Raw genomic sequence first — 26,218 nt, 5'->3', positions numbered from 1 at the left:
CACCCGGACAGCTTTCGTTCAGCCCATCCCTCAGTCGGTACAGCTCTTACCCGGGATAAATTTAATCTCTTTATCGGCCATCAGCGTTTTCACCGGCTCATGGGTATCCGGATTCGCCTCCAGCGTGAAGTGCCCTTCGACGGACAACAGCACCGGTTTCTCACTGGCGCCACGCGCCGCAAGATAACCGCGTTCCAGCTCTGCGTTACTGGCGACGGAAACCTGCTTTCCGGTTGCGCAGTCGGTGAAGGTCGCGGCGTCCGCCATATAGAAATACATGCCACGCATCGCCATCGGCGTCACCGGCAAGCTCGATTTCACTGGCGCAAGGGTATAGTTGAACTGAGACTCGATCGGATTCCCCTCCCGATCCAGCATCTCCAGCGCGTCCCCTTTTGCACGATAGTAGGATTTCTCGCCCTGACTGTCGGTCAGCACCAGTTTATCGGCAGTACGCGCCCAGGAGCCGTAGGAAGCAAAAGAAGACGGCTCTTCACGCACGCCCTGATAGCGTTCGTTCATTACCCATGTGCCATCTTTCTCCAGAAACAGTGAAGTCTCAATTCCCTCGCAGTCGGCACAAGGCAGAATGCCTCGCCAGCTTTGCTGCATCGGTTTTAACTCTGCAACCTGTGTCGGCTGGATAACATCAACCTCTGAACGGTTGTTACAGCCAATCAATGCGAAGAGCGTAAACGCCGCCATCGCTGAAAGTAGTGTTTTTTTCACCCTGACTCCCTATCACATTTTATTCCTGCCCGTCAGTCATCACGACGGACTTTACCGCGAAGGGCTTTTACTGAGGATTTCTGCGCCTTCGAATTTAATCTTCGTTCTTTCGATGCCCGCGTCGGTCGGGTTGCGCGTCGGCTTTTTTGTTCTGCAGTGAGCTCTTTTATAACCGCTGCCAGTCTGGCAAGCGCCGCTTCCCGGTTGAGTTCCTGGTTACGGTACTCCTGCGCCTTAATAATCATCACGCCATCAGCGGTAATCAAATGATGGCTGGCAGCCAGCAGACGCTCCTTATAATACTCTGGCAGGCTGGAGGCCCGAATGTCAAAACGCAAATGTATCGCCGTTGAGGTCTTATTGACGTGCTGTCCCCCTGCGCCCTGGGCGCGAATAGCGGTGATCTCCAGCTCATCGTCGGGGATCGAGACCGTTCGTGAAATGACGATCATGCCGGCTGTTGCCACGGAGTCAGATGGATTTCCAGATTATTCTGAGAGTCAGACAGCCAGATCGCCCCGTCCTGAATCGTCGCCTGTAGCGTCATGGTACGGCTCGCGAAGGCACTGAGCTGGGCCAGTTGTTCATCATCCAGATACCAGACCGTGAGATTCGAAAACTGCGCGCATTTGCTTTGATTCTGCTGCCACCAGATCTGCGCCGCCCGGCTATTGTAGGCAAACAGCGCCACGTCAGCAGACTGCGTGCACGCTTTCTTAATACGACGCTCATCCGGTAATCCCAGTTCAACCCACAAGTCGATCCCCAGATGATCGTTACGCAGCCACGCTTCCGGTTCATCCTCTGCGCTTAAACCGCGCGTAAACTGGAGACGCTCATCCGCATACTTCATCCACGCCAGCAGACGCAGCATCATTCGTTCCTGGGTTTCTGAGGGGTGACGCGCCAGCGTCAACGCCGCATCAAGAAACTGGTTGCGGTCAAGGTCCGCCACGTTGACGACGGCTTTATAAATTGTCGCTTTAAGCGCCATGGAAAAACTCCTTTCGAATCAGGCAGCCATTGTAGCGAAAAAGGGGCCAAAAGGCTGTCAGAGGATCATCAATCAAGGCGCTGATATTGCGTGAATGGCTGTGGTATAGTCACCTTGCTAAACAGAGTTTATCTTCGTAGGCTTAGACTTGCATCCACGGTTAAGTCAGAATGCTGACAGGAGGGCATGTGGAAAAATATTGTGAGTTAATACGCAAGCGGTATGCGGAAATCGCCAGCGGAGACTTAGGGTATATCCCGGATGCGCTGGGTTGCGTATTGAAGGTGCTTAATGAAATAGCGGCAGACAGTGCCCTTTCAGAGTCGGTCAGGGAAAAGGCGGCGTATGCTGCGGCGAACTTACTGGTGAGCGATTATGTCAATGAATGATACATACCAACCCATCAACTGTGATGACTACGACAACCTCGAGCTCGCCTGCCAGCATCATTTATTACTGACGCTGGAACTGAAAGATGGTGAAGTTTTGCAGGCGAAAGCCAACGATTTGGTTTCACGGAAAAACGTGGAATATCTGATCACCGAGGTTGCGGGTGAAACGCGCGAGCTTCGTCTCGATAAAATTGTCAGCTTCAGCCATCCGGAAATCGGTACCGTGGTGGTTAGCGAATCCTGACCCCCTGTTGCCTGGTGGCGCTGCGCCATCAGGCATTTCAACGGAAATGATCCCACACCAGTTTCACCCCCGGTTCCCCCGCCGCCGCTCCATCACTCGTTACAAATACCCCTGCGGCCGCAATCAGCGTTTCGCCGTAAAACAGCAACGGCGTGGTGTCACGTCGCCAGGGGGGCACATTCCGCTCCTGCCAGATTTTCTTAAGCTTGCGCCCACCGTTGCGGCCAACAATATGCAGCATCCCCGGCGCCTTAAAACGGATACTGACGCGCTCATCCTCTCGGGGCATACGCAATTCCCCCCCCGCCTGTAGCCGCAGGTGGCCCAGCCCGGCAGGCAGCGAGAGCGGTAGCTGCCAGCGAGGCCAGTGCAGTATTGTCTCACTTTGTCCGACAACGGATTTAATCCACCACAGCTGTCCCTGATAACGCCGCACCTCATATTCGCCGAAACGCAGGCAGGGCGAAGCATCTTCACGCGCCAGCGCCACCTCCTGCCAGAGACGCTCCAGCCCATCGCGTGAAGGCATCGGCGCATTTTGCGCCGCCAGCCAGCGACGAAGCAGCGCGGCGCGCCGGACACGGCTCATCGCCGTGAGTGGTGCCAGCGCCAGCGCACCCTCTGCCGTAGTGCAACCAGACAACTCATCGGCAAGCAGTTCATCCAGCAGATGTTCCTGCTCGGCGCACAGCGCGGCGCTGCGCGCCGTAGCGTCTGCAAAATGCGGCCAGCGCTGTTGCAGGAGCGGCAGAACCTGCAAACGCAGGAAGTTGCGATCGTAGGCGTCATCCTGATTGCTTTCATCTTCAATCCAGCGAAGCTGATGTTGCCTCGCCCATTGCTCCAGCGCCATACGGGTTTGCGTCAACAACGGACGGATAAGCCGCGTGCCGGCAAACGCAGAACTCTCCGCCATCGCCGAAAGTCCCGCCGGTCCGCTACCGCGTTTGAGCGCCAGCAAAAAGGTTTCACACTGATCGTCAAGATGCTGGGCAGTCACCAGTACTTCGCCGGGCAATAACGCGTCGGCAAATGCCTGATATCGCGCCTGCCGGGCCTGCGCTTCGATTCCCAGCCCGGCGTCCGCCAGCGTTACCCGCGCCACCACCAGCGGCACCTGCCATTGTGCACAGACGGCTTCACAGTGAGCCACCCATTCATCGGCGTGAGCGCTAAGTCCATGATGGATGTGAATGGCGCGAAGAGAGCGTGTCGGCTGCTGCGTCCGCCATTGCACCAGTTGGTGCAGGAGCACGGTAGAGTCCAGACCGCCGCTAAAGGCGACCAGTATCTGCCGGGAGGTGATAAGCGAGGTGTTCAGCGTGAGTGTTGTCATAGCGGTTATTTACAGTGACGTTGCCCGGCACGTTACCGGGCAATCGTCGCAATAACAAGCCTTACTGCTCATACAATTCGAGCGGCAGGCCATCCGGGTCTTTAAAAAAGGTGAAGCGTTTGTTGGTGAAGGGATCAATGCGGATGGCTTCGCAATCAACGTGATTCGCCTCCAGATGTGCAACAGCATTATCCAGGTCATCCACGCTGAACGCCAGATGGCGCAAACCGCAGGCTTCCGGGTGACCAGGACGCGCTGGCGGGAAAGGAAATGAAAAAAGCTCAATCACATATTGTCCGTTCAGCGCCAGATCGCCCTTCCACGAGTCGCGTTCTGCGCGATAGGCCTCGCTCAGCAGCGTAAACCCCAGAATATCGCAATAGAAGGACTTACTCGCGGCATAGTCTGTCGCAATAATCGCAATGTGGTGAACCTGTTTTAATCCCAGCATAATGTCTTCATCTCCTTTATTTATCATCAGCACGTTACCCGCCCGAGTGCGCTGAAGGCAAGTCGTCATGCCGTTTTTAAGACTCGTACGAGGTATACGCCGTCGTCATCCTGTTTCGCCCCGTGAATATCCGTTTCAAAGCCCGGATAGCGCTGACCGACAGAACAGAGCATCAGCAGAAAATCGAGCACTGCGCGACTCTGCTCAGTGAGCATTTCTCCCGGCATCAGCAGCGGAACGCCGGGTGGGTACGGCAGGATCATATTCGCCGACACGCGTCCCACCAGTTGATCGAGGGGCACCGTTTCGACTTCGCCTTTGATCTGTCGCTGCCAGGCCTGATGCGGCGTCATGATCATTTCTGGCAATGTATCAAACGCACGCAACATCAGGCCGGAAAGATCGTGCTGGCGGATGAGCTTATGGATACCTTGCGCCAGATCCTGAATACGCATATTGCGATAAAAATCAGGATCTTCTGCATACAGATCCGGTAGCATATTCTTCACGCGCAAATTGAGATCGTAAGAGCGTTTGAACTCGGTCAGTCCACGCAACAGCCCCATTGCCCGGGTTTTATCAATACCGATGCTGAAGAGAAACAGCAGGTTGTACGGGCCGGTTTTCTCTACCACCACGCCACGCTCATCGAGGAATTTCGCCACCAGCGCAGCAGGGATCCCTTCGTCACTCATCTTCCCTTGCTCATCCATACCGGGCGTCAGAATCGTCACTTTTACCGGATCGAGGAACATATGGTCATCGTCGGCATCGGTAAATCCGTGCCAGTCTTCACCGGGCGCCACCGGCCAGCACGCTGCGTCATCCACCTCTTCCGGCTGCCAGATATCAAAGAACCAGCCGTCAGACTCCTCGCGCAGCCTCTGCACCTCTTTACGAAAATGCAGTGCGCGTTCCACCGAACGGTTGATTAAACGCCTGCCGGAATTTCCCCGCAGCATCGCCGCCGCCGTCTCAATGGAGGCAACAATGGGATAGCTCGGTGAGGTAGAGGTGTGCATCATAAAAGCTTCGTTGAAGGTCTCTTCGTCATAGTCCCCTTTAATATGGATCAGCGACGCCTGCGATAGCGCCGCCAGCATTTTGTGGGTGGATTGCGTTTCGAAAATCACCTTGCCAGGCACCCGTTCGCCGCTCATCCCGCTTTTCCCCTGATAAATGGGATGAAAGTGGGTATAGGGCACCCAGGCGGAATCGAAGTGGATAGAGGGGACATCCAGCGTCTGCTTGATCCAGTTGGTGTTATACAGCAGACCGTCATAGGTTGAGTTGGTAATCACAGCATGAACCGGCCACTGCGCCTGCGCCGTGGCGGCAACCATGCTCGCAATGCTCTCGCGCGTGAACTCGCGCTTAGGAATACCGCCCAGAATGCCGAGCGCATTACGCGTCGGTTTCAGCCAGATCGGGACAACATCGCTCATCATCAACAAGTGCGCCAGTGACTTATGGCAGTTACGGTCAATCAACAGCGTACTGCCAGTCGGTGCGGCATACATCCCCACAATTTTGTTTGAGGTGGAGGTGCCGTTAGTCACCATATAACTCTGCTCTGCGCCGAAGGTTCGGGCGATATACTCTTCGGCTTCCAGATGTGGCCCGGTGTGATCGAGTAACGAACCCAGTTCAGTGACCGATATCGACACATCCGCTTTCAGGGTATTGCCACCGAAAAAGTCATAGAACAGGCAGCCAACCGGGCTTTTTTGATAGGCCGTTCCGGCCATGTGCCCCGGCGTGCAGAAGGTGTATTTCCCCTCTTTCACATAGGTGAACAACGCTCTGGTAAAAGGCGGCGTGATATTGTCGAGATACTCATTGGTGTACTGCCGAATGCGCGTCGCGATATCTTCCGCCTGCCCCAGCGCATATTCAAAAAACCATAACGCCATGCGCATGTCGTGAACGCTGACATCCATCGTCGAATGCGTGTTGATAAACGCGTACAGTGGTAAATACTCATTGAGCTGGTTAATCTCACTGCACAGATCGAGACTGTACTCATCCCAGTCAAAAATCACCCCGCAAATGCGTGGGTTGTGTTCGATAAATTTCAGCAGGTCGACGCTGTTCTGTGGCCAGATAATCTGAAATCCCTGTGATTGCAGCGCACGCTCAAGCTCTTTGATGGGCTCGTCTTTATAAAAAACTCCGTGCGGCCCCATGATGGCGATGATATTCATGCGTTCCTCCTGGAAAAACCTACGCTAATCATAGCGTGTTCAAACCGCAGGTAAAAAAAAGGGCCACAATTTGTGGCCCTTTTCGGAATGGTCAACGCTTAGGCGTAGCCATAGCTCATCAGACGCTGATAGCGACGATTCTTCAAATCTTCGGTGCTCAGCACATCGAGATCGGCAAGATCGGCCACCAGTTGTGCTTTCAGCGAAGCCGCCATCACTTCCGGGTTACGATGCGCGCCACCCAGCGGTTCCGGGATAATGGAATCAATCAGCTTCAGCTCTTTCAGACGCGGAGCAACGATGCCCATCGCTTCTGCGGCCAGCGGCGCTTTGTCGGCGCTCTTCCAGAGAATAGACGCACAACCTTCCGGAGAGATCACGGAATAGGTGCTGTATTGCAGCATATTCACTTTATCACCCACGCCAATCGCCAGTGCGCCGCCGGAGCCACCCTCACCGATCACGGTGCAGATAACCGGTACGCTCAGACGTGACATTTCACGCAGGTTACGGGCGATAGCTTCGGACTGACCGCGCTCTTCGGCACCCACGCCTGGGTAAGCACCCGGGGTGTCGATAAAGGTAATGATCGGCATGTTGAAACGCTCGGCCATTTCCATCAGACGCAGCGCTTTACGATAGCCTTCCGGCGCCGGCATCCCGAAGTTACGACGGATTTTCTCTTTGGTCTCGCGGCCTTTCTGATGACCAATAATCATCACCGGACGACCGTCCAGACGCGCGATACCGCCGACGATAGCTTTATCGTCCGCATAGGCGCGATCGCCCGCCAGTTCGTCAAATTCATCAAACGCCAGGCGAACATAATCCAGGGTGTAAGGACGCTGCGGATGGCGTGCCAGTTGGGCAACCTGCCATGCGCCAAGATCGGCGAAGATTTTGCGCGTTAGCTCTACGCTTTTTTCACGCAGACGATGCACTTCTTCATCGATGTTAATATCCAGTTTCTCGTCCTGACGGCTCACCGCAGTCAGAGAATCGATTTTTGCTTCCAGCTCTGCAATCGGCTGTTCAAAATCAAGGAAATTCAGACTCATAGTATTCCTGTATTAGTCAAACTCCAGTTCCACCTGCTCCGAACCAATGAGGCCACGGAGATCGTTTAGCAAACGATCGCTCGGAGAGACACGCCACGTCGCGCCAAAACGCAACCGCGCACGTGCATCCGCCCTCTGATAGTAGAGATGTACTGGAATTGTCCCCGAGCGGTGGGGTTCCAGAGACTGACGGAGTCGGTTTAAAAGCTGGTCATCAATTTGCCTGTCCGTCAGCGAGATAGCAAGCCCGCGAGCATATTTTTCCCGGGCTTCGTCAATATCCATCACTTCGCGGGCGGTCATTTTAAGCCCCCCGCTGAAGTCATCAAAGCTGACCTGTCCGCTGACGATAAGTATGCGGTCTTTTTCCAGCAATTGCTGGTATTTATCCAGGGCGTCGGTAAATAACATCACCTCCAGACGTCCGGAACGGTCATCCAGCGTACAGATGCCGATACGATTGCCGCGCTTGGTGACCATAACCCTTGCGGCAATGACGAGCCCCGCAGCCGTGGTCACTTTACCACGTTCTGTCGGATGCATGTCTTTCAGCCGGTAGCCTCCGACATAGCGCTCAATTTCTTTCAAATACTGATTGATCGGGTGACCCGTCAGGTACAACCCTAACGTTTCGCGTTCTCCATCTAACACCACCTGCTCTGGCCACGGCTGGCAGCTGGCGTAGGACTGTTCAATTTGTTCCGGCTCTTCCGCCAGCACGCCGAACATATCCGCCTGACCAATCGCTTCTGCTTTCGCATGCTGATCGGCGGCTTTCAGCGCATCGCCCAGCGAGTTCATCAGCGCAGCGCGATGCGGCCCCAGCCTGTCGAACGCCCCGGACATGATCAATTTTTCCAGCACCCGGCGGTTGAGCTTTTTGGTATCGGTACGCGCGCAAAGATCGAACAACTCGCGGAAATAGCCGCCGTTATTACGCGCTTCAATGATCGCCTCAATCGGGCCTTCGCCCACGCCTTTGATCGCGCCGATGCCGTAGACAATCTCGCCATCGTCGTTGACGTGGAAGTGGTACAGCCCGGAGTTGATATCCGGCGGCAGGATTTTCAGCCCCATGCGCCAGCATTCATCCACCAGCCCCACCACTTTCTCAGTGTTGTCCATATCGGCAGTCATGACCGCCGCCATAAACTCAGCAGGATAGTGCGCTTTCAACCACAGCGTCTGGTAAGAGACCAGCGCGTAGGCAGCAGAGTGCGATTTGTTAAATCCGTAACCCGCGAATTTCTCCACCAGGTCGAAGATTTTCATCGCCAGTTCGCCGTCAACGCCGTTCTTTTTCGCCCCTTCTTCGAAGGTGCCGCGCTGTTTGGCCATCTCTTCCGGCTTTTTCTTACCCATCGCACGACGCAGCATGTCCGCGCCGCCGAGGGTATAGCCAGAGAGCACCTGGGCAATCTGCATGACCTGTTCCTGATACAGGATGATGCCGTAGGTCGGCTCCAGTACCGGTTTCAGGCTTTCGTGCTGCCACTGCACATCCGGATAGGAAATCTCTTCGCGTCCGTGCTTACGGTCGATGAAGTTATCTACCATCCCGGACTGCAACGGCCCCGGACGGAACAGGGCCACCAGAGCGATCATATCTTCGAAGCAGTCAGGCTGCAGACGCTTAATCAGGTCTTTCATGCCGCGGGATTCAAGCTGGAAGACCGCCGTGGTTTCCGAACGTTGCAGCATATCGAAGCTTTTCTTATCGTTCAGCGGGATAGCGGCAATATCCAGCGGCGGCTCGCCGTTCTTCTCGCGGCGGGCGTTAATCATCTCCAGCGCCCAGTTGATGATAGTGAGCGTACGCAAGCCGAGGAAGTCGAACTTCACGAGGCCGGCATATTCCACGTCGTTTTTATCAAACTGGGTAACCGGGTGCAGCCCCTGTTCATCACAGTACAGCGGCGCGAAATCGGTGATTTTCGTCGGGGCGATAACCACACCCCCGGCGTGTTTACCGGCGTTACGCGTGACCCCTTCGAGCTTACGCGCCATGTCGATCAGCGCTTTAACTTCTTCATCTGCCTCGTAAATCTCAGGCAGTTGCGGTTCGGCTTCAAAGGCTTTCGCCAGCGTCATCCCCGGATCGGGCGGGACCAGTTTCGAAATCCTGTCGACAAAACCGTACGGGTGGCCCAGCACGCGGCCCACGTCGCGGATAACCGCTTTCGCCGCCATCGTACCGAAGGTAATGATCTGCGACACCGCATCACGGCCGTACATGTCGGCCACGTGCTCAATGACCTGGTCGCGTTTCTCCATACAGAAGTCAACGTCGAAGTCGGGCATGGAGACACGTTCCGGGTTAAGGAAACGTTCGAACAGCAGGTCAAATTCCAGCGGATCGAGATCGGTAATTTTCAGCGCGTAAGCCACCAGCGAGCCCGCACCAGAACCACGGCCCGGACCTACCGGCACGCCGTTGTCTTTCGACCACTGGATAAATTCCATAACGATGAGGAAGTAGCCCGGGAACCCCATCTGGTTGATTACCTGTAGTTCGATATCCAGACGTTCATCGTATGGCGGACGTTTCTCTTTCCGCTCGGCTTCATCCGGGAACAGGAAGGCCAGGCGCTCTTCCAGTCCCTCTTTCGATTTCTGGACCAAGAAATCTTCCGTGGTCATATCGCCGGTCGGGAACTGCGGCAGGAAGTACTCGCCCAGACGCACCGTGACGTTGCAGCGTTTTGCTATTTCGACGGTGTTTTCCAGCGCTTCCGGAATATCGGAGAAAAGTTCGCACATCTCCTCTTCCGAACGCATATATTGCTGCGGCGAGTAGTTACGCGGACGTTTGGGATCGTCGAGGGTGAAGCCATCGTGAATAGCAACGCGAATTTCATGCGCGTCAAAGTCTTCACTATTGATGAAACGCACGTCGTTGGTGGCGACCACCGGCAAACCGCGTGCTTCCGCCAGCGCAACGGCAGCATGCAGATAATTCTCTTCATCAGGTCTGCCGGTTCGGATCAGCTCAAGGAAATAACGATCCGGAAAGTGTTCTTCGTAGAAAGCGACACACTCTTCGACCAGCACGCTGTTGCCGCGCAGCAGACTGCGCCCGACGTCACCCATGCGCCCGCCAGACAGCAGGATCAACCCTTCTTTCAGTTCGATCAGCCAGTCACGGTCAATAATCGGCCCCGCCGCACCATAGCCACGCTGATAGGCTTTGGAGATCAGCAGGGTGAGATTTTGATAACCGGTGTTATTCGCAGCGAGCACCGTCAGATGCGTGAGTTCATCCCCCATCAGCTCGCTCTGAACATGGAAATCAGCGCCAACAATGGGTTTAATCCCTGCGCCATGACCCGCTCCGTAGAACTTAACCAGACCACAGAGGTTAGTAAAATCGGTGATCGCCAGCGCAGGCATGCCCAACGCGGCCGCCTTTTTCACCAGCGGCCCGGTTTTCGCCAGCCCATCGATCATGGAGTAGTCGCTGTGCACCCGCAGGTGGACGAAACGAGGTTCAGACATCTTCAGATTCCTTCGACACAAGAATCAGGACGCGAGTCCCAGTGCGCGTTTAACGGGAGCAAAACTACGTCGGTGATGCTCCGTTGCGCCATGTTCAGCCAGTTTTTCCAGATGGAAAGCGGTTGGATACCCTTTGTGCTGGGCAAAACCATATTGCGGGAAAACGCTATCCAACGCGGCCATTTCGGCGTCACGCGTGACTTTTGCAAGAATAGACGCGGCGCTGATCTCTGCCACCCGGCTGTCGCCCTTCACCACCGCCAGAGACGGCACAGGCAATGCCGGGCAGCGATTACCGTCGATCAGCACATATTCCGGCGCAATAGATAACCCCGCCACCGCTCGCTGCATGGCCAGCATTGTGGCGTGGAGAATATTCAGCTCATCGATCTCGTGCGGTTCCGCACGACCGAGGCTCCAGCTCAACGCTTTTTCTTTGATTTCGTCATACAGCGCCAGACGGCGCTTTTCAGATAATTTTTTGGAATCGTTAAGACCCACAATCGGGCGAGCCGGGTCGAGGATCACGGCAGCGGTGACGACCGCGCCGACCAACGGACCGCGTCCGACTTCATCCACACCCGCCACTAAATGCGTGTGCGGATAAACAAATTCGATCATCGTGCTAACTCCAGGACCGCATCCGCCGCCTGCTCATCAGCATTACAGCGGATCTGCTGATGCAGTTCGCGGAAAGTATCGTGCATCGCATGGCTGGTTTTACCGTTTGCCAGCAAGGGGAGAAGTGCCTCAGCCAGCTTTTGCGGCTCGCACTCTTCCTGCAACAGCTCTTTCACCAGTTCCCTTCCCGCCAGCAGGTTCGGCAGTGAGACATAATCTGTCTTCACCAGTCGCTTTGCCAGCCAGAACGTAAAGGGCTTCATGCGATATCCCACCACCATCGGGCATTTCGCCAGCATACACTCGAGCGCAGCGGTACCGGATGCCAGCAGCGCGGCATCGCTGGCGATCATCGCTTCTCGCGCCATCCCATCCAACAGATGGACGGAAAGCGTCGGGGCGACTTCCGCTTTGATCTGCTCAAACTGCTCGCGCCGTTTGGCGTTCACCAATGGCACCACCACCTCAAGGTCGGGATAGCTCTGGCGCAACAGTTGAGCCGTTTTCAGGAAGTCGGCGCTGAGCATTTCTACTTCTGCACCGCGACTGCCGGGTAATAACGCCAGACAGTGCGCGTCGTGGGGGATCCCCAGCACATCTCGCGCCGCGTTTTTATCCGGGTCCAGCGGCATTGCATCCGCCATGGTGTGACCGATAAAACGGCACGGCACGTTGTACTTGTCGTAAAACGCTTTTTCGAAAGGCAGAAAAGCCAGAACCATGTTGGTGGATCTGCCTATTTTGAAAACGCGTTTCTGTCGCCACGCCCAGACGGACGGACTGACGTAATGAATCGTTTTGATGCCCTGTTTTTTCAGATTCCCTTCGAGGGTGATATTGAAATCGGGTGCATCAATACCAACGAAGACATCGGGCTGTAGCTCGGTGAATCGACGGGTCAGATCGGCGCGGATATGCAGCAGACGACGCAGGCGTCCAAGCACTTCCACAATGCCCATCACCGCCAGTTCTTCCATTTCATACCAGGCTTCACAGCCTTCGGCCTGCATGCGTGGGCCTGCGACGCCGACAAAACGCGCGTCAGGTACGCGCGCTTTCAGCGCCCGGATTAAGCCAGCACCAAGAATATCGCCGGAGGTTTCTCCGGCGACCAGGGCAATCGTTAAGGGGCGCTGTTGAGCCATTAACGAATCAGACCGCGCGTTGAGCGGGCAAAGAAATCGCTGAACGCCTGTACTTCCGGATACTGCTTCGCCAGTTCGGCGATTTCCGGTTTTACGTCTTCCAGCGTTTTGCCGCTACGGTACAACGCTTTGTAAGCATTGCGGATGGCGGTGATCGCTTCGCGAGTAAATCCGCGACGCTTCAGGCCTTCGATGTTGACGCCAAACGGCGTCGCGTGGTTGCCCTGCGCAATAACGTACGGCGGAACGTCCTGAGCAACGCCAGAACAGCCGCCGACCATCACGTGTGCGCCAATAATGCAGAATTGGTGCACGGCGGTCATGCCACCGATGATGACGTAATCATCCAGCGAGACGTGACCGGCAAGCGTGGCGTTATTCGCCAGAATACAGCGATCTCCTATTGTGCAATCGTGTGCCACATGGGCATTGATCATCAGTAAGTTATCGCTGCCCACCTTCGTCAATCCACCGCCCTGCACTGTGCCACGATGAATGGTAACGCTTTCGCGAATGCGGTTACGATCGCCAATTTCCACACGGGTCGGTTCACCAGCATATTTCAGATCCTGGTTCACTTCACCGATGGAGGCGAACTGATATATCTCGTTATCGCGGCCAATTTTGGTATGACCATTCACGACAACGTGAGACTTCAGTACGGTACCCTCACCAATTTCAACATGGGGTCCAACAAGGCAAAAAGGACCAATGTGAACGTTAGCGCCGAGTGAGGCGCCCTCTTCCACAATGGCGGTTGGATGAATAAAGGCGGATTTATCAATCACGTATCAGGCCTCCCGGCTACGAGCGCACATCATCGTTGCTTCGCAAACTACTTTACCGTCAACCAGCGCAACCCCTTTAAAGCGGGTCAGGCCACGGCGCGTTTTCTCGAAAGTGACTTCCATGATCATCTGATCGCCTGGCACGACGGGACGCTTAAAGCGTGCTTCATCAATACCGGCGAAATAGTAGAGTTCTCCTGGCTCCAGTTTCCCAACGCTTTTAAACGCAAGAATACCGGTAGCCTGTGCCATGGCTTCCAGAATCAGCACGCCAGGGAAAATCGGTTTACCCGGGAAATGCCCCTGGAAAAACGGCTCGTTAACGGAGACATTTTTCACTGCACGCAAAAAACGACCTTCTTCAAAGTCCAGCACGCGGTCAACCAGTAAAAACGGAAAACGGTGCGGCAGAAGTTCTAAAATCTCTTCAATATGCAGAGTATGAGTGTTAGTAGTCAAAATACTCTTCCTGTCCAAATATGCTAAAAGCCAATAATAACACGGCCTGCCGCAATCGTATGAATGCCGACAGGCCGTAAAGTATGTGTGACCGGGTGAGAGTTAGTCTTGTTGATTAACCTTGCGCTCAATGGCTTTGAGGCGCTTGCTCATATCATCAATGTTCATCACCAGTGCGGCTGTCTTACGCCATACTTTGTTAGGTTGCAGCGGAATGCCTGAGGAATAGACGCCAGGTTCAGTGATGGGACGCATCACCATACCCATGCCCGTCACGGTAACCTTGTCGCATATTTCCATATGCCCGTTGATTACGCTGGCACCGCCGATCATGCAATAACGGCCAATCTTCAGGCTGCCCGCCATGATGACGCCCCCGGCAACCGCCGTATTGTCGCCAATCACAACGTTATGTGCAATCTGACACTGGTTATCAATGATAACCCCATTGCCGATCACGGTATCATCCAGCGCACCACGGTCGATGGTGGTACAGGCGCCGATCTCCACGCGATCGCCAATAATGACGCGACCCAACTGCGGGATCTTCACCCAGTTGCCGCGATCGTTGGCATAGCCAAAACCGTCAGCACCAATGACCGTACTGGACTGGATCAGGCAATTCTCACCGATCTGAATGTCGTGGTAAACCGATACATTCGCCCACAGACGCGAACCGGCCCCAATTTTCGTATTTTTCCCGACGAAACAGCCCGGGCCGATAACCACGTTATCGCCCAGCTCCACGCCAGACTCAATCACCGCATTTGCGCCAATTGAAACATTGCTACCCAGCGTTGCCGTCGCATCAACCACTGCACTCGGTGCAATGTTCTGTGCCGGCTGCGGCGTGGTATCTAAAATTTGCGCCATTCGCGCGTACGTCAGGTAGGGATTCTTCACTACCAGCGCAGCACTCTTAGCAAAAGGAAGATCGTCCTGCGTCATGACAACGGCAGACGCCTGGCATAAGGCCAGGTGCTCACGGTATTTCGGATTCACCATGAACGTAATGTGACCTGTTTGCGCAGATTGCATGGACGCAACGCCGGTGATGACGAGATCGCCATCACCGTGTAATTCTGCATCCAACTGCTCTGCTAAATCAGCCAGTCGAATTGAAGGCATTACTTATTTAACCTGTTTCAGTACGTCAGCGGTGATGTCTTTTACATCGCTGCTGTTGTAAGCAACGGTGTTCGCGTCAACGACCAGATCGATGCTCTGGCTGCTGGCAACAGATTTCACAGCAGTCTGGATACGAGTAACCAGTTTGCCACGTTCTTCGTTGGAACGACGTGCACGATCCTGCTCAAAAGCCTGCGCTTTCTGAGAGAAGGTCTGGCGCTGAGCCATTACGTCTTTTTCCAGCTTAGTACGATCGCTACCTGCTTTCATGGACTGCAGACGCTGCATTTTAGATTGCAGATCGGATTCCATACGCTGCAGTTCGCTCGCGCGGCCTTTAAACTCATTTTCCAACGTGTTGGAAACACCGGTCTTCTGTGCAACCTGCTGGAACAGGCTACCCATGTTGACGATAGCAATTTTGTCAGCAGCCTGTGCAGACGTAACCATTGCTAAACCGAGACCTGCCGCTAATAACCACTTTTTCACAATAAACTCCTTACCATCCCATTTGCACTCGAAGGTGCAGTTCTTTGCGTGGCCAGGCGATCCCATGCAAGATCGCCTAAAGTCATCGCTACACTACCATTACATTCCTTTGCGAAGAACAATTACCAGGTTTTACCAATGTTAAACTGGAACTGCTCTTTTTTGTCTCCATCGTAGTCCTTAAACGGCTGGGCGTAGGAGAAGACCAACGGCCCCAATGGGGACATCCATTGTAATGCGATACCAGCAGACATACGGATATTGCTCGGATCACTGTAGTCTGGATAACCGGAATATGCACTTGAATCCCAGTTAGTATCCCAGACGGTACCCATATCCCAGAAGAATGAGGTACGGACCGAGTTCGCATACTTATCGCTGATGAACGGCGTTGGAGTAATGAATTCCAGGCTGGCGACAGCCATCGCGTTACCGCCCACTGCGTCATCCGATTTACACGGTGCTGACTGAGTGCTCTCACATTCGTTATCGTAGTCGTTATCACCATCATGACGACTGCTGGACGGGAAATAGACCGCTTTCGGACCAATGGTGTTGGACTGGAAGCCACGCACGGTACTGGAGCCACCGGCATAGAAGTTCTCATAGAACGGCATCTCTTTGCCGCCGAATCCATCGCCGTAACCCCAACGGGTACGACCGAGAACCACCCACTTGTGATCGTCATCGATCGGCACGTAGGTCGCGGTATCCAGCGTCGCTTTGTAGAACTCGTTATCAGAGCCCGGGATCGTCACCTTACCGTTCAGGTTGACGCGCGTCCCTTCCGTCGGGAAGAAGCCACGGTCAAGCTTGTTATAGGTCCAACCATAGTTGAAGGTGAAGTCATTGGCGCTGTAGGAGTTGCGGTCATTCGAGTTATCCGGGTATTCACCTACGGAGTTCAAATAACGCCACATCGCGACCTGCGGTTGCATGTTGGACAGGGAGTTATGCACATACCCTAAACCCGCACGCAAGGTGTTGTATTCGTTGATCGGGAAGCCCAGCGTAACGTCTGTACCGTAACTTTTGTTGGTATAGTCAGACAGATCCGCATCATTCGCATCGAAGTCGTTATAGAAGATACGACCACCCAGACTCACGCCATCAACGGTGAAGTATGGGTTGGTGACGGACAGTTCGCTGTAGGTCTGGTAATCGTTCTTGGTACCGTTAATCCCTACCGCGTAACCCGTACCCAGCCAGTTATCCTGCTGAACACCCGCCTGGAAGCTTACGCCGCTTTCCGTACCGTAACCGACACCGAAGTTGAAGCTACCGGTATTACGCTCTTTCACCTTATAGACCACATCAACCTGGTCCGGGCTGCCCGGAACACGCTGCGTGTCGGTGTCGACCGTTTCAAAGTAACCCAGACGGTTCAGACGCTCTTTACCCTGATCAACCATATCACTGCCCAGCCATGCCCCTTCCATCTGGCGCATTTCGCGACGCAGGACGGCATCTTTGGACGTGTCGTTACCTTCAAAACGGATCTTACGCACGTAGAAACGGTTACCCGCATCAACGTTTACGCGCAGCATAACGGTTTTGTCAGTATCGTTGATTTCCGGCTGTGACTGAACACGCGGATAGGCGTAACCATAGCGACCCAGAAGCTTCTTAATATCATCTTCCATTTTGGTCACTTTGGTGCCGTTGTAGAGTTCGCCCGGCTCAATTTTGGTCAGGCTTTCGATCTCCGCAGAGTGCCCCGCCAGGTTCCCCGTTACCTGAACGCCAGAAAGCTTATACTGCTCGCCTTCCGTGATGTTCACGGTAATGTAGATCCCTTTCTTATCCGGGGTCAGGCTGACCTGCGTTGAGTCGATGTTGAAACGCGCGTAACCGCGATCCAGATAGTAACTGCGCAGGGTTTCAAGGTCACCCGCCAGTTTCTGCTTCTGGTATTTGCGATCGCCAACGACGTTCCACCACGGAACTTCATCACGCAACTGGAAGTGAGAGATCAGTTCATCCGTGCTGAAGGCATGATTACCGACGATATTGATCTGCTGGATCTTCGCCGATACCCCTTCCTGGAATACCAGTTTAAGGTCAACACGGTTGCGTGGCAGTGGCGTGACAACGGCTTTCACGCTGGCACTGTATTTACCGACGCTGTAGTAGAAGTCTTCCAGACCTTTCTCGATATCGGCAATGGTGGTGCGATCCAAAGATTCGCCAACACGCACGCCAGAAGCCTCGAGGTTTTGCTTCAGCATGTCATCTTTCACCGATTTGTTACCGGAGAAGGTGATGCTGGCAATAGTCGGACGTTCTTTTACCTGAACCAGAAGCGTATCGCCATCGCGAAGGACACGAACATCCTCAAAGTTGCCAGTGGCAAACAGTGCGCGAATGGTATTACTGATATCTTCATCATTAACCGTGTCGCCTGTGCGCACCGGCATACTGAGGAGGGCCGCACCAACGGCGACACGCTGCAGGCCTTCGAAATGAATGTCCTTCACTACGAACCCTTCAGCACCGTATACGGTCGCGCTGCTAAACAGCAGCGACGCTATGAGCAACTTTTTCATCGCCATCGTTATTATGCGTTCTTCCTAACTAACTCTCTTACAACCGAGAGAAATCATTGAAAAGTGCAAGCCCCATTAACAGCACCAGCAATATCGAGCCAATGCGATAACTAAAGTCTTGAACCCGCTCGGATACCGGCCCGCCCTTAAGCTTTTCAATCGCCAGGAACAGCAGATGCCCCCCGTCAAGAACGGGCAGCGGAAACAGGTTGATTATCCCTAAGTTCACGCTAATCAGCGCAAGGAACATCAGATAATAAATCACCCCGAACTCCGCTGACATCCCAGCCCCCTGAGCGATAGAAATCGGCCCACTGAGGTTGTTCAGTTTCACATCACCGGTTATCAATTTTCCCAGCATACTGACCGTCAGCTTCATCAACTGCCACGTTTTATCCGTGGCCTGTGCAATGGCGCTGAACGGCCCATACTGGCGTACTGTCTTGTACTCATCCGGCAGAGGAATGATTTTCGGCACAACACCGGCAAACCCTTCTGCCTTCCCATTACCCGTTTTCGAATCCGGAATTAATGTTAAAGACAAGGCACTGCCCTGCCTTTCAATTTCCAGCGCTAACGGCTGACCCGGATTATCGCGCACCAGGTTCACGAACGTCATCCACTGCGTTAGCGGTTGACCATCGACTTTAACGATCCTGTCGCCAGCTTGCAAACCCGCCTTACTTGCGGCGGACTGTGCCTGGACTTCTGACAGCACCGGTTCAATCTGTGGTCCACGCGGTCGAATCCCTAAAGAAGATACAGGATCTTCCTTATCAGGCTCAAATGCCCACTGCCGCAAATCCAGCGTTTTTTCCTGTCGCTGGTTGCTGCCGAAAGGCGCCACGCTGATTGTCGTCTGTTCGTCGCCAATTTTTGCGACCAGCTGTAAACGCACTGCGTCCCAATCAGGGGTTTCGATACCATCAACGGCTTTAAGTTCCGTGCCTGGAATAATTTGCGCCTGGGCGGCAATCGAGTTGGGCGTTATTTCACCAACAACCGGACGAACACCAGGGACGCCGATGATAAACACCAGCCAGTAAGCGAAGATGGCAAAGAGGAAATTGGCAACCGGACCGGCGGCGATGATCGCTGCGCGCTGGCCGACGGTTTTATTGTTGAAAGCGTGGTGACGCAGTTCCGGGATCACCGGTTCCGCGCGCTCATCCAGCATTTTGACATAACCGCCCAGCGGGATCAGGGCGATGACATATTCGGTCCCGGACCGATCGGTACGGCGCCAGAGCGCTTTACCAAATCCAATGGAAAATCGCTCGACACGGACACCGCAGCGCCGGGCAACCCAGAAATGACCAAATTCATGCACGGTGATCAGCACACCCAGTGCGACAATGAATGCAGCCAGATTCCAGAGAATACTCAGCATAAAACCTTCCGTTAAAGCGTCTTGAATACCAGTAACAACAGGCAAGCAAAGACCGGTACTGCCGCCGTCAGGCTGTCAATACGGTCCAGAATACCACCGTGTCCTGGAATCAAATGACCGCTGTCTTTAATTCCTGCTTCACGCTTAAACATGCTCTCGGTCAGATCGCCCAGCACGGAGGCCAGCGCAGCGACAATAGAACAGATTAATAAGGTGACAGGCGCAACATCCAGATTCGCCCACATGCCGTAACCCCAGGAGATCACAGCCGCTGTGGCAAGGCCACCAAAAAAGCCCTGCCAGGTTTTCCCCGGCGACACTTTCGGCGCCAGTTTATGTTTGCCAAATAGTTTGCCAAACATATACGCCCCGGAGTCTGCACCCCAGACCAGGATCATGACATAGAGCAGCCATATTGCGCCACTGTAATGATTCTCGTCATAGTGCCAGGCACGCAGCGCCAGCATTCCCCAGAAGAAGGGAACGATCGTGAGCACGCCAAAAATTATGCGTAATGTCTTCGAATTACGCCAGATCGTCGCCGAGTCGGGGTAAAAAAACACCAGCACTAACGCAACGCCCCACCAGCCCAACGATGCCCACAACGAGACTTCGACCAACGGCTGGTGAATATTATGATGGTATTCCGGCAACAGAAACAGCATCAGTGCGAGCAATAACCCACACAGCACCGCCAGCCAGACGCGCTGCGTGCGCGTGGCAAAACCGCTAAATTGTCCCCATTCCCACGCGGCCAGCATACAAACAACCAGCGTCACAATGGCAAACCCCACCGGCGGCAGCAGAAACAGCGCCGCGATGACCACGGGTATTAAAACGAAAGCAGAAATCAGGCGATACTTCAGCAAAAGCGACCCCCATCAGGCTTTGTCATCACCGGGCTCGGTGCCGCCGAAACGACGCTCTCGATTAGCAAAGGCATGCAGTGCACCTTCAAAGTCTTGTTCATCGAAATCGGGCCAGAGAACATCTGTAAAGTAAAGTTCGGCATAGGCAATTTGCCAAAGCAAAAAGTTACTTATTCGATGCTCTCCCCCAGTCCTAATTACTAAATCCACCGGAGCCAGCTCATGCATACAGATTTGTTGGTTGAGCATGTCTTCATCAATCTGATCAGGACGCAGTAAACCTTCCTGCACCTGTTCTGCCAGTTGTCTGACTCCCTGGACAATGTCCCAACGTCCGCCGTAATTCGCCGCAATATTCAGCGTCAACCCGGTATTCTGGGCGGTAAGCGCTTCAGACTTACGAATACGTTCTTGCAAACGCGAGTTAAATCGACTGGTGTCGCCAATAATGCGCAGGCGGACGTTATGGCGATGCAGGCTTTTAACTTCACTATCAAGCGCCCACACAAATAGCTCCATTAACGCACTCACTTCCTGCGCCGGTCGGTTCCAGTTTTCACTACTAAAGGCATACAGCGTTAACGCATCAATACCATTGTTGGCAGCAAAAGAGACGGCACGGCGGACGGATTTCGCTCCGGCCTTATGCCCAAATGCGCGAATCTTCCCTTGCTTTTTCGCCCAGCGACCATTGCCATCCATAATGATCGCAACATGACGACAGCCATGTGCAGGCAAATTTTCGCTTACTGGTTGAGTTGCAGACAACATAACGCGTTTATAGTCCCTGAAAGGATTTAGCGGTACTCAGGAATACTGAAGCCTTTACACAAAAAAGCCGTGTCAAACCACGGCTTACCTGACCGAAAAAAGCCAAATACCTGCGATCAGGTGGCGCAGACTATATCACTGAAGCACAACGCTAACAAATAGCACGATCTTCTCCAGGAGGATAATCCTCAGCTTGCGAGTCGCATCACTTGTTTTCTGGCGACTTCTCGCGCAATCGCATCGACCCTCAGTACGTCATCAACGCTCTGCGGTTCCTGTAGATCCATCTGCTCCAGCACGGCTAAGTTGAGATCGGCAATATCGGTAAAGCGTATTTCTTCAGCAAGAAATGCAGCAACGACAATTTCATTCGCTGCATTCAGCGCGGTTGTGGCGGCCTGCCCCTGCTCAAACGCCTCCATCGCCAGTTTCAGGCACGGGTAGCGTTGGTAATCCGGCGCGCTAAACGTCAACGCACTGAGTTTGCAGAAATCGAGCGGCGCAACGCCAGAGGTTACGCGATTCGGCCAGGCCATCGTATGTGCGATAGGCGTGCGCATGTCTGGCTCACCCAGTTGCGCCAGAACGCTGCCGTCCTGATAACGCACCATCGAGTGAATCACCGACTGTGGGTGAATCAGCACTTCCATCTGACGGGCACTGGCGTTAAACAACCAACGCGCTTCAATGTATTCCAGACCTTTATTCATCATAGTGGCTGAGTCGACGGAGATCTTACGTCCCATCGACCAGTTCGGATGACGGCATGCCTGATCGGGCGTCATTGACACCAGTTCATGCAGCGGCGTTTCCCGGAACGGGCCACCAGACCCGGTAAGCAAAACGGACATCACGCCATTCTGCTCCAGGTCAGCGTATCCCAGATTGTGTTGAATGGGTTGGGGCATACTCTGAAAAATAGCGTTATGTTCGCTGTCTACCGGTAAAAGTCGGGCTTTACTGTGCTTCACGGCGTCCATGAACAGGCGTCCACAGGTCACCAGAGATTCTTTGTTTGCCAGCAGAATGGTTTTTCCCGCGCGAATCGCGGCAAGCGTTGGCAGCAGGCCCGCCGCGCCAACGATGGCCGCCATAACCTGATCGACCTCATCAAGCGCCGCCATATCACAAGCCGCCTGTTGCCCGCTGAGAACGCCCGTCTGGCTACCATGCTGCTTCAGCGCGTCATTGAGAAGGCGCGCGCTGGCGTCATCGTCCATCACGGCATAACGCGGAGAGAATTCCAGGCACTGCTCCACCATACGGCTGACATTTTTACCTGCCACCAGCGCGATAACGCGAAAGTGCTCAGGGTTTTGGCGCACCACGTCCAGCGTGCTGCAACCGATAGAGCCGGTCGAACCCAGAATGGTTAATTGCTTCATCAAACATCCGAAAAAAGAGACAGGATAAAAAGCAAAACGCCGCCAGCCGATCCTAAACGATCTTCTGAGCGGCGTTTTGAGCGTACAGCGGAATCAGAACTGCATCAGTTCTGCTTCTTTATCTGCCAGCGCCGCATCCACTTTCTTGATGGCAGCATCCGTCATTTTCTGTACGTCGTCCTGAGAACGGCGATCGTCATCTTCGCTGATCTCTTTGTCTTTCAGCAGTGCTTTCACTTTGTCGTTCGCGTCACGGCGGACGTTACGTACGGCAACACGCGCCTGTTCAGCTTCGCCACGAACGATTTTCGTCAGATCTTTACGACGCTCTTCCGTCAGCGGAGGCAGCGGAACGCGAATGTCGCTGCCTGCGGAGCTCGGGTTCAGACCGAGATCCGAAGCCATAATCGCTTTCTCAACGGCCGGGCTCATGGAGCGGTCAAACACGTTGATTTTCAGGGTACGGGAATCTTCTACCGTTACGCTTGCCAGCTGACGCAGCGGCGTTGGCGTGCCGTAATATTCCACGACAATGCCATCCAGCAGGCTGGGAGAAGCACGACCCGTGCGTATTTTGCTGATTTGGTTTTTGAACGCTTCTACGCATTTTTCCATGCGTACTTCAGCATCTTTTCTGATATCGCTAATCACGTTACGAATCCTTGAAAACTTGTCTCAGTCAGACCAGACAGTACACCTGTAGAGGTGTGCTTAGTATAGCCCTGATTAAAATATTACGGGTAAGCCCGCGATATTAACGCGGAATCTTACCCCGATTTCTACATTACGGGAATTATTCCGTAATTAACGTGCCTTCTTTTTCACCCATGACCACGCGACGCAGCGCGCCTGGCTTGTTCATGTTGAAGACACGAATCGGCAACTTATGGTCACGCGCCAGCGTAAACGCGGCCAGATCCATCACTTTCAGCTCTTTATCCAGCACTTCGTTGTATGTCAGTTGCTCATACATGGTGGCCGAAGGATCTTTCGCCGGATCGGCGGTAAAGACGCCATCGACTTTTGTCGCTTTCAGCACCACGTCGGCTTCGATTTCAATGCCGCGCAGGCACGCCGCAGAGTCAGTGGTGAAGAAAGGATTACCGGTACCCGCAGAGAGGATAACCACGCGGTTATTACGCAGCAGGCTGATAGCCTCTGCCCAACTGTAGTTGTCGCATACGCCATTCAGTGGAATGGCGGACATCAGGCGGGCGTTCACATAGGCGCGGTGAAGCGCATCGCGCATTGCCAGGCCGTTCATCACGGTGGCCAGCATGCCCATGTGGTCGCCCACAACGCGGTTCATACCCGCTTTCGCCAGACCAGCACCACGGAACAAGTTACCGCCACCAATCACCACACCAACCTGAATACCCAGTTCAACCAGTTCTTTGATTTCCTGAGCCATACGATCCAGTATGCTTGCGTCAATACCGAAGCCTTCCGAACCCTGCAGAGCTTCGCCACTTAACTTAAGCAGAATGCGTTTATAGACGGGTTTTGCATTGGTAGCCATGTTTCTTTCCTGAGACTGTCAACGATTAAAAATGGGGGTAAATTCTGGCGACAATGATATGTCGCTACTCAGTACAACGAAATAAGAGCCATACTGATTTTTGCGTGACGGGTGACAAAAAGAAGCCGCCCTCAGGCGGCTCCTTTTCGACAATTAAGACTGCTTGGACATCGCAGCAACTTCTGCTGCAAAGTCAGTCTCAACTTTCTCGATGCCTTCGCCCACTTCGAAGCGGATGAAGCCAGTCACGTCAGCGTTGTGCTCTTTCAGCAGCTGACCAACAGACTTGCTCGGCTCCATAACGAAAGGCTGACCCGTCAGAGAAACTTCGCCGGTGAATTTCTTCATGCGGCCTTCAACCATTTTCTCTGCGATTTCTTTCGGCTTACCAGACTGCATCGCGATGTCCAACTGAACCTGGTATTCTTTTTCTACCACTTCAGCAGACACGTCTTCCGGCTTAACGAATTCAGGCTTGCTTGCAGCAACGTGCATTGCCAGCTGCTTAACCAGCTCTTCGTCAGCGCCTTTAGCGGCAACCAGAACACCGATGCGCGCACCGTGCTGGTAGCTACCCAGAACGTCGCCTTCCAGGGAAGCGATACGGCGGATGTTGATGTTCTCACCAATTTTCGCTACCAGCGCAACGCGCTCTTCTTCGAACTGCGCTTTCAGCACTTCAACGTCAGTGATTTTGCCGGCAACAGCAGCGTCCAGCACTTTGTCAGCAAATGCCTGGAAACCACCATCTTTAGCAACGAAGTCAGTCTGGCAGTTAACTTCCAGAATGAAAGCGATGTTGCCGTCGATTTTGGTTTTGATTACGCCGTCAGCAGCAACGTTGCCTGCTTTTTTCGCCGCTTTGATAGCGCCAGACTTACGCATGTTTTCGATTGCCAGCTCGATGTCGCCATTAGCTTCAGTCAGTGCTTTTTTGCAATCCATCATGCCTGCGCCAGTACGCTCACGCAGCTCTTTTACCAGGGATGCGGTAATTTCAGCCATTCTAAAATCCTCGGAAGATTTGATCTGCCCGGCGTTAAACCACACAGATTTAAAAGTGAAAAAGGGGGCCATATACAGGCCCCCTAACCAAACATGATACTACCTGGTTTATAAGGGCTCTTCCCCTTCATATTCCGAGCCGCAGGTGCGTTGTCTTCACTCGAACTATCTCAGGGAAGTTATCAAGCCTTATTATTCAGCTTCTACGAAGCTTTCTTCCGCCTGGGAAGCCAGATCCTGAGAACGGCCTTCACGAACGGTTGCAGCGACAGCGCCTAGGTACAGGCTAACAGCACGGATTGCGTCGTCGTTACCCGGGATAACGAAGTCAACACCGTCCGGATCAGAGTTGGTATCAACGATAGCAAATACCGGAATACCCAGGTTGTTTGCTTCTTTGATAGCAATGTGCTCGTGGTCAGCATCGATGACGAACAGAGCGTCCGGCAGACCGCCCATGTCTTTGATACCGCCCAGGCTGTTTTCCAGTTTCTCAAGCTCACGAGTACGCATCAGCGCTTCTTTCTTGGTCAGCTTTTCGAAAGTACCGTCCTGAGACTGAGTTTCCAGGTCTTTCAGACGTTTGATGGACTGACGAACGGTTTTCCAGTTAGTCAGCATACCGCCCAGCCAGCGATGGTTCACGAAGAACTGGTCGCAGCTGTTAGCAGCGTCTTTCACCGCTTCGCTTGCAGCGCGTTTAGTACCAACGAAAAGGATTTTACCTTTACGAGAAGCAATCTTGTTCAGTTCAGCCAGAGCTTCATTGAACATCGGTACCGTTTTCTCAAGGTTGATGATGTGAACTTTGTTACGCGCACCGAAGATGAACGGCTTCATTTTCGGGTTCCAGTAACGGGTCTGGTGACCGAAGTGAACACCAGCCTTGAGCATGTCGCGCATGGAAACAGTTGCCATGATTAAAACCTCTATAGATTAAGTTGGGGTTATGCCTCCACGTATCCCATATTACCGACCCCAAAGGGCACCCCGGAATATGTGCCGATACGTGTGTGTTGTTACACAAAGTGAGATTTGTCGCTTCCGCCCATTCTGTGTATACGAAATGAGATCGGAAGTCCGGCGCGCTTTATACCACAAATACGCCGTGGACACCAATAATTGTTGGCGGTCTGTGCTGAATTGAACGATGAATTTCGTGTTACAAGAAAGCGGCAAATTTTAGCCTCCCCAGGCGCT

25 protein-coding genes are annotated in these 26,218 nt (G+C 53.7%); 2 read left to right on the top strand and 23 right to left on the bottom strand.

What is annotated here, in order from left to right; translation table 11 throughout:
- Positions 1-30: 30 nt before the first annotated feature.
- Genes nlpE through AL479_RS14020 form a run of 3 tightly spaced genes read right to left on the bottom strand, consistent with a single transcriptional unit; the run spans position 31 to position 1,723 of the window.
- The gene (gene nlpE / locus AL479_RS14030) at positions 31-705 is read right to left on the bottom strand and encodes an envelope stress response activation lipoprotein NlpE (protein WP_233623187.1); all 675 of its coding nucleotides are present in this window, start codon (positions 703-705) and stop codon (positions 31-33) included.
- Between the two features lie 56 nt (positions 706-761).
- Complete coding sequence (gene arfB / locus AL479_RS14025) at positions 762-1,181, bottom strand: alternative ribosome rescue aminoacyl-tRNA hydrolase ArfB (protein WP_061076494.1); 420 nt, start codon at positions 1,179-1,181, stop codon at positions 762-764.
- The gene (locus AL479_RS14020; RefSeq protein ID WP_061076493.1) at positions 1,178-1,723 is read right to left on the bottom strand and encodes a YaeQ family protein; all 546 of its coding nucleotides are present in this window, start codon (positions 1,721-1,723) and stop codon (positions 1,178-1,180) included. Before AL479_RS14020 ends, arfB begins: the two co-directional genes overlap by 4 nt.
- Positions 1,724-1,911: 188 nt before the next feature.
- Here AL479_RS14020 and AL479_RS14015 point away from each other — a divergent pair, with 188 nt between their 5' ends.
- Both AL479_RS14015 and rof read left to right on the top strand, forming a co-directional pair.
- A complete protein-coding gene (locus AL479_RS14015; protein WP_042323658.1) occupies positions 1,912-2,112 on the top strand; it encodes a YaeP family protein in 201 nt (66 codons plus the stop codon).
- Positions 2,099-2,359: a Rho-binding antiterminator gene (gene rof / locus AL479_RS14010; protein WP_042323659.1), complete on the top strand. Its 261-nt coding sequence runs from the start codon at positions 2,099-2,101 to the stop codon at positions 2,357-2,359. Before AL479_RS14015 ends, rof begins: the two co-directional genes overlap by 14 nt.
- A 37-nt stretch (positions 2,360-2,396) precedes the next feature.
- Here rof and tilS read toward each other — a convergent pair whose 3' ends face one another.
- From tilS to rpsB, 20 genes are all read right to left on the bottom strand, one after another.
- On the bottom strand, positions 2,397-3,695 hold the full coding sequence (gene tilS, locus AL479_RS14005; RefSeq protein WP_061076492.1) for a tRNA lysidine(34) synthetase TilS: 1,299 nt from the start codon (positions 3,693-3,695) through the stop codon (positions 2,397-2,399).
- A 61-nt stretch (positions 3,696-3,756) separates the two neighbouring features.
- Positions 3,757-4,146, bottom strand: coding sequence for a VOC family protein (locus tag AL479_RS14000; protein ID WP_061076491.1), 390 nt, complete (start codon positions 4,144-4,146; stop codon positions 3,757-3,759).
- Between the two features lie 65 nt (positions 4,147-4,211).
- Complete coding sequence (gene ldcC / locus AL479_RS13995) at positions 4,212-6,350, bottom strand: lysine decarboxylase LdcC (RefSeq protein WP_061076490.1); 2,139 nt, start codon at positions 6,348-6,350, stop codon at positions 4,212-4,214.
- Positions 6,351-6,448: 98 nt separating this feature from the next.
- Entirely contained in the window at positions 6,449-7,408 is a 960-nt protein-coding gene (accA, locus tag AL479_RS13990; protein WP_061076489.1) for an acetyl-CoA carboxylase carboxyl transferase subunit alpha, read from the bottom strand.
- Between the two features lie 12 nt (positions 7,409-7,420).
- Entirely contained in the window at positions 7,421-10,903 is a 3,483-nt protein-coding gene (gene dnaE, locus AL479_RS13985; protein WP_061076488.1) for a DNA polymerase III subunit alpha, read from the bottom strand.
- A 24-nt stretch (positions 10,904-10,927) separates the two neighbouring features.
- Positions 10,928-11,524, bottom strand: a complete 597-nt coding sequence (rnhB, locus tag AL479_RS13980; protein ID WP_061076487.1) for a ribonuclease HII — start codon at positions 11,522-11,524, stop codon at positions 10,928-10,930.
- The gene (gene lpxB / locus AL479_RS13975; protein WP_061076486.1) at positions 11,521-12,669 is read right to left on the bottom strand and encodes a lipid-A-disaccharide synthase; all 1,149 of its coding nucleotides are present in this window, start codon (positions 12,667-12,669) and stop codon (positions 11,521-11,523) included. The genes rnhB and lpxB overlap by 4 nt, the downstream gene beginning before the upstream one ends.
- Positions 12,669-13,457, bottom strand: a complete 789-nt coding sequence (lpxA, locus tag AL479_RS13970; protein WP_061076485.1) for an acyl-ACP--UDP-N-acetylglucosamine O-acyltransferase — start codon at positions 13,455-13,457, stop codon at positions 12,669-12,671. The genes lpxB and lpxA overlap by 1 nt, the downstream gene beginning before the upstream one ends.
- Positions 13,458-13,460: 3 nt before the next feature.
- Positions 13,461-13,916, bottom strand: a complete 456-nt coding sequence (fabZ, locus tag AL479_RS13965) for a 3-hydroxyacyl-ACP dehydratase FabZ (RefSeq protein ID WP_003018528.1) — start codon at positions 13,914-13,916, stop codon at positions 13,461-13,463.
- A gap of 102 nt (positions 13,917-14,018) precedes the next feature.
- A complete protein-coding gene (gene lpxD / locus AL479_RS13960; protein WP_061076484.1) occupies positions 14,019-15,044 on the bottom strand; it encodes a UDP-3-O-(3-hydroxymyristoyl)glucosamine N-acyltransferase in 1,026 nt (341 codons plus the stop codon).
- A gap of 3 nt (positions 15,045-15,047) precedes the next feature.
- On the bottom strand, positions 15,048-15,533 hold the full coding sequence (gene skp / locus AL479_RS13955; RefSeq protein ID WP_042323679.1) for a molecular chaperone Skp: 486 nt from the start codon (positions 15,531-15,533) through the stop codon (positions 15,048-15,050).
- Positions 15,534-15,655: 122 nt separating this feature from the next.
- Entirely contained in the window at positions 15,656-18,085 is a 2,430-nt protein-coding gene (bamA, locus tag AL479_RS13950; RefSeq protein ID WP_061076483.1) for an outer membrane protein assembly factor BamA, read from the bottom strand.
- A gap of 31 nt (positions 18,086-18,116) precedes the next feature.
- Positions 18,117-19,469: a sigma E protease regulator RseP gene (rseP, locus tag AL479_RS13945; RefSeq protein WP_061076482.1), complete on the bottom strand. Its 1,353-nt coding sequence runs from the start codon at positions 19,467-19,469 to the stop codon at positions 18,117-18,119.
- A gap of 11 nt (positions 19,470-19,480) precedes the next feature.
- Complete coding sequence (gene cdsA / locus AL479_RS13940; protein ID WP_061076481.1) at positions 19,481-20,338, bottom strand: phosphatidate cytidylyltransferase; 858 nt, start codon at positions 20,336-20,338, stop codon at positions 19,481-19,483.
- Between the two features lie 12 nt (positions 20,339-20,350).
- Complete coding sequence (gene ispU / locus AL479_RS13935) at positions 20,351-21,109, bottom strand: (2E,6E)-farnesyl-diphosphate-specific ditrans,polycis-undecaprenyl-diphosphate synthase (protein WP_042997864.1); 759 nt, start codon at positions 21,107-21,109, stop codon at positions 20,351-20,353.
- A gap of 188 nt (positions 21,110-21,297) precedes the next feature.
- The gene (gene ispC, locus AL479_RS13930) at positions 21,298-22,494 is read right to left on the bottom strand and encodes a 1-deoxy-D-xylulose-5-phosphate reductoisomerase (protein ID WP_061076480.1); all 1,197 of its coding nucleotides are present in this window, start codon (positions 22,492-22,494) and stop codon (positions 21,298-21,300) included.
- A 93-nt stretch (positions 22,495-22,587) separates the two neighbouring features.
- Positions 22,588-23,145 carry a ribosome recycling factor gene (gene frr, locus AL479_RS13925; RefSeq protein ID WP_042323692.1) on the bottom strand — a complete coding sequence of 186 codons (558 nt, stop codon included), beginning with the start codon at positions 23,143-23,145 and terminating at the stop codon, positions 22,588-22,590.
- Between the two features lie 142 nt (positions 23,146-23,287).
- A complete protein-coding gene (gene pyrH, locus AL479_RS13920) occupies positions 23,288-24,013 on the bottom strand; it encodes a UMP kinase (protein WP_042323694.1) in 726 nt (241 codons plus the stop codon).
- Positions 24,014-24,166: 153 nt separating this feature from the next.
- Positions 24,167-25,018, bottom strand: a complete 852-nt coding sequence (gene tsf / locus AL479_RS13915; protein ID WP_042323696.1) for a translation elongation factor Ts — start codon at positions 25,016-25,018, stop codon at positions 24,167-24,169.
- A gap of 192 nt (positions 25,019-25,210) precedes the next feature.
- Positions 25,211-25,936 carry a 30S ribosomal protein S2 gene (gene rpsB / locus AL479_RS13905; RefSeq protein ID WP_012133990.1) on the bottom strand — a complete coding sequence of 242 codons (726 nt, stop codon included), beginning with the start codon at positions 25,934-25,936 and terminating at the stop codon, positions 25,211-25,213.
- Between the last annotated feature and the right edge of the window lie 282 nt (positions 25,937-26,218).

It is taken from the genome of Citrobacter amalonaticus, assembly GCF_001559075.2.
GTDB classification, from domain to species: Bacteria; Pseudomonadota; Gammaproteobacteria; order Enterobacterales; family Enterobacteriaceae; genus Citrobacter_A; species Citrobacter_A amalonaticus_F.
Note: the sequence above shows the minus strand (reverse complement) of the source record. Positions and strands in the feature narration are given on the sequence as shown.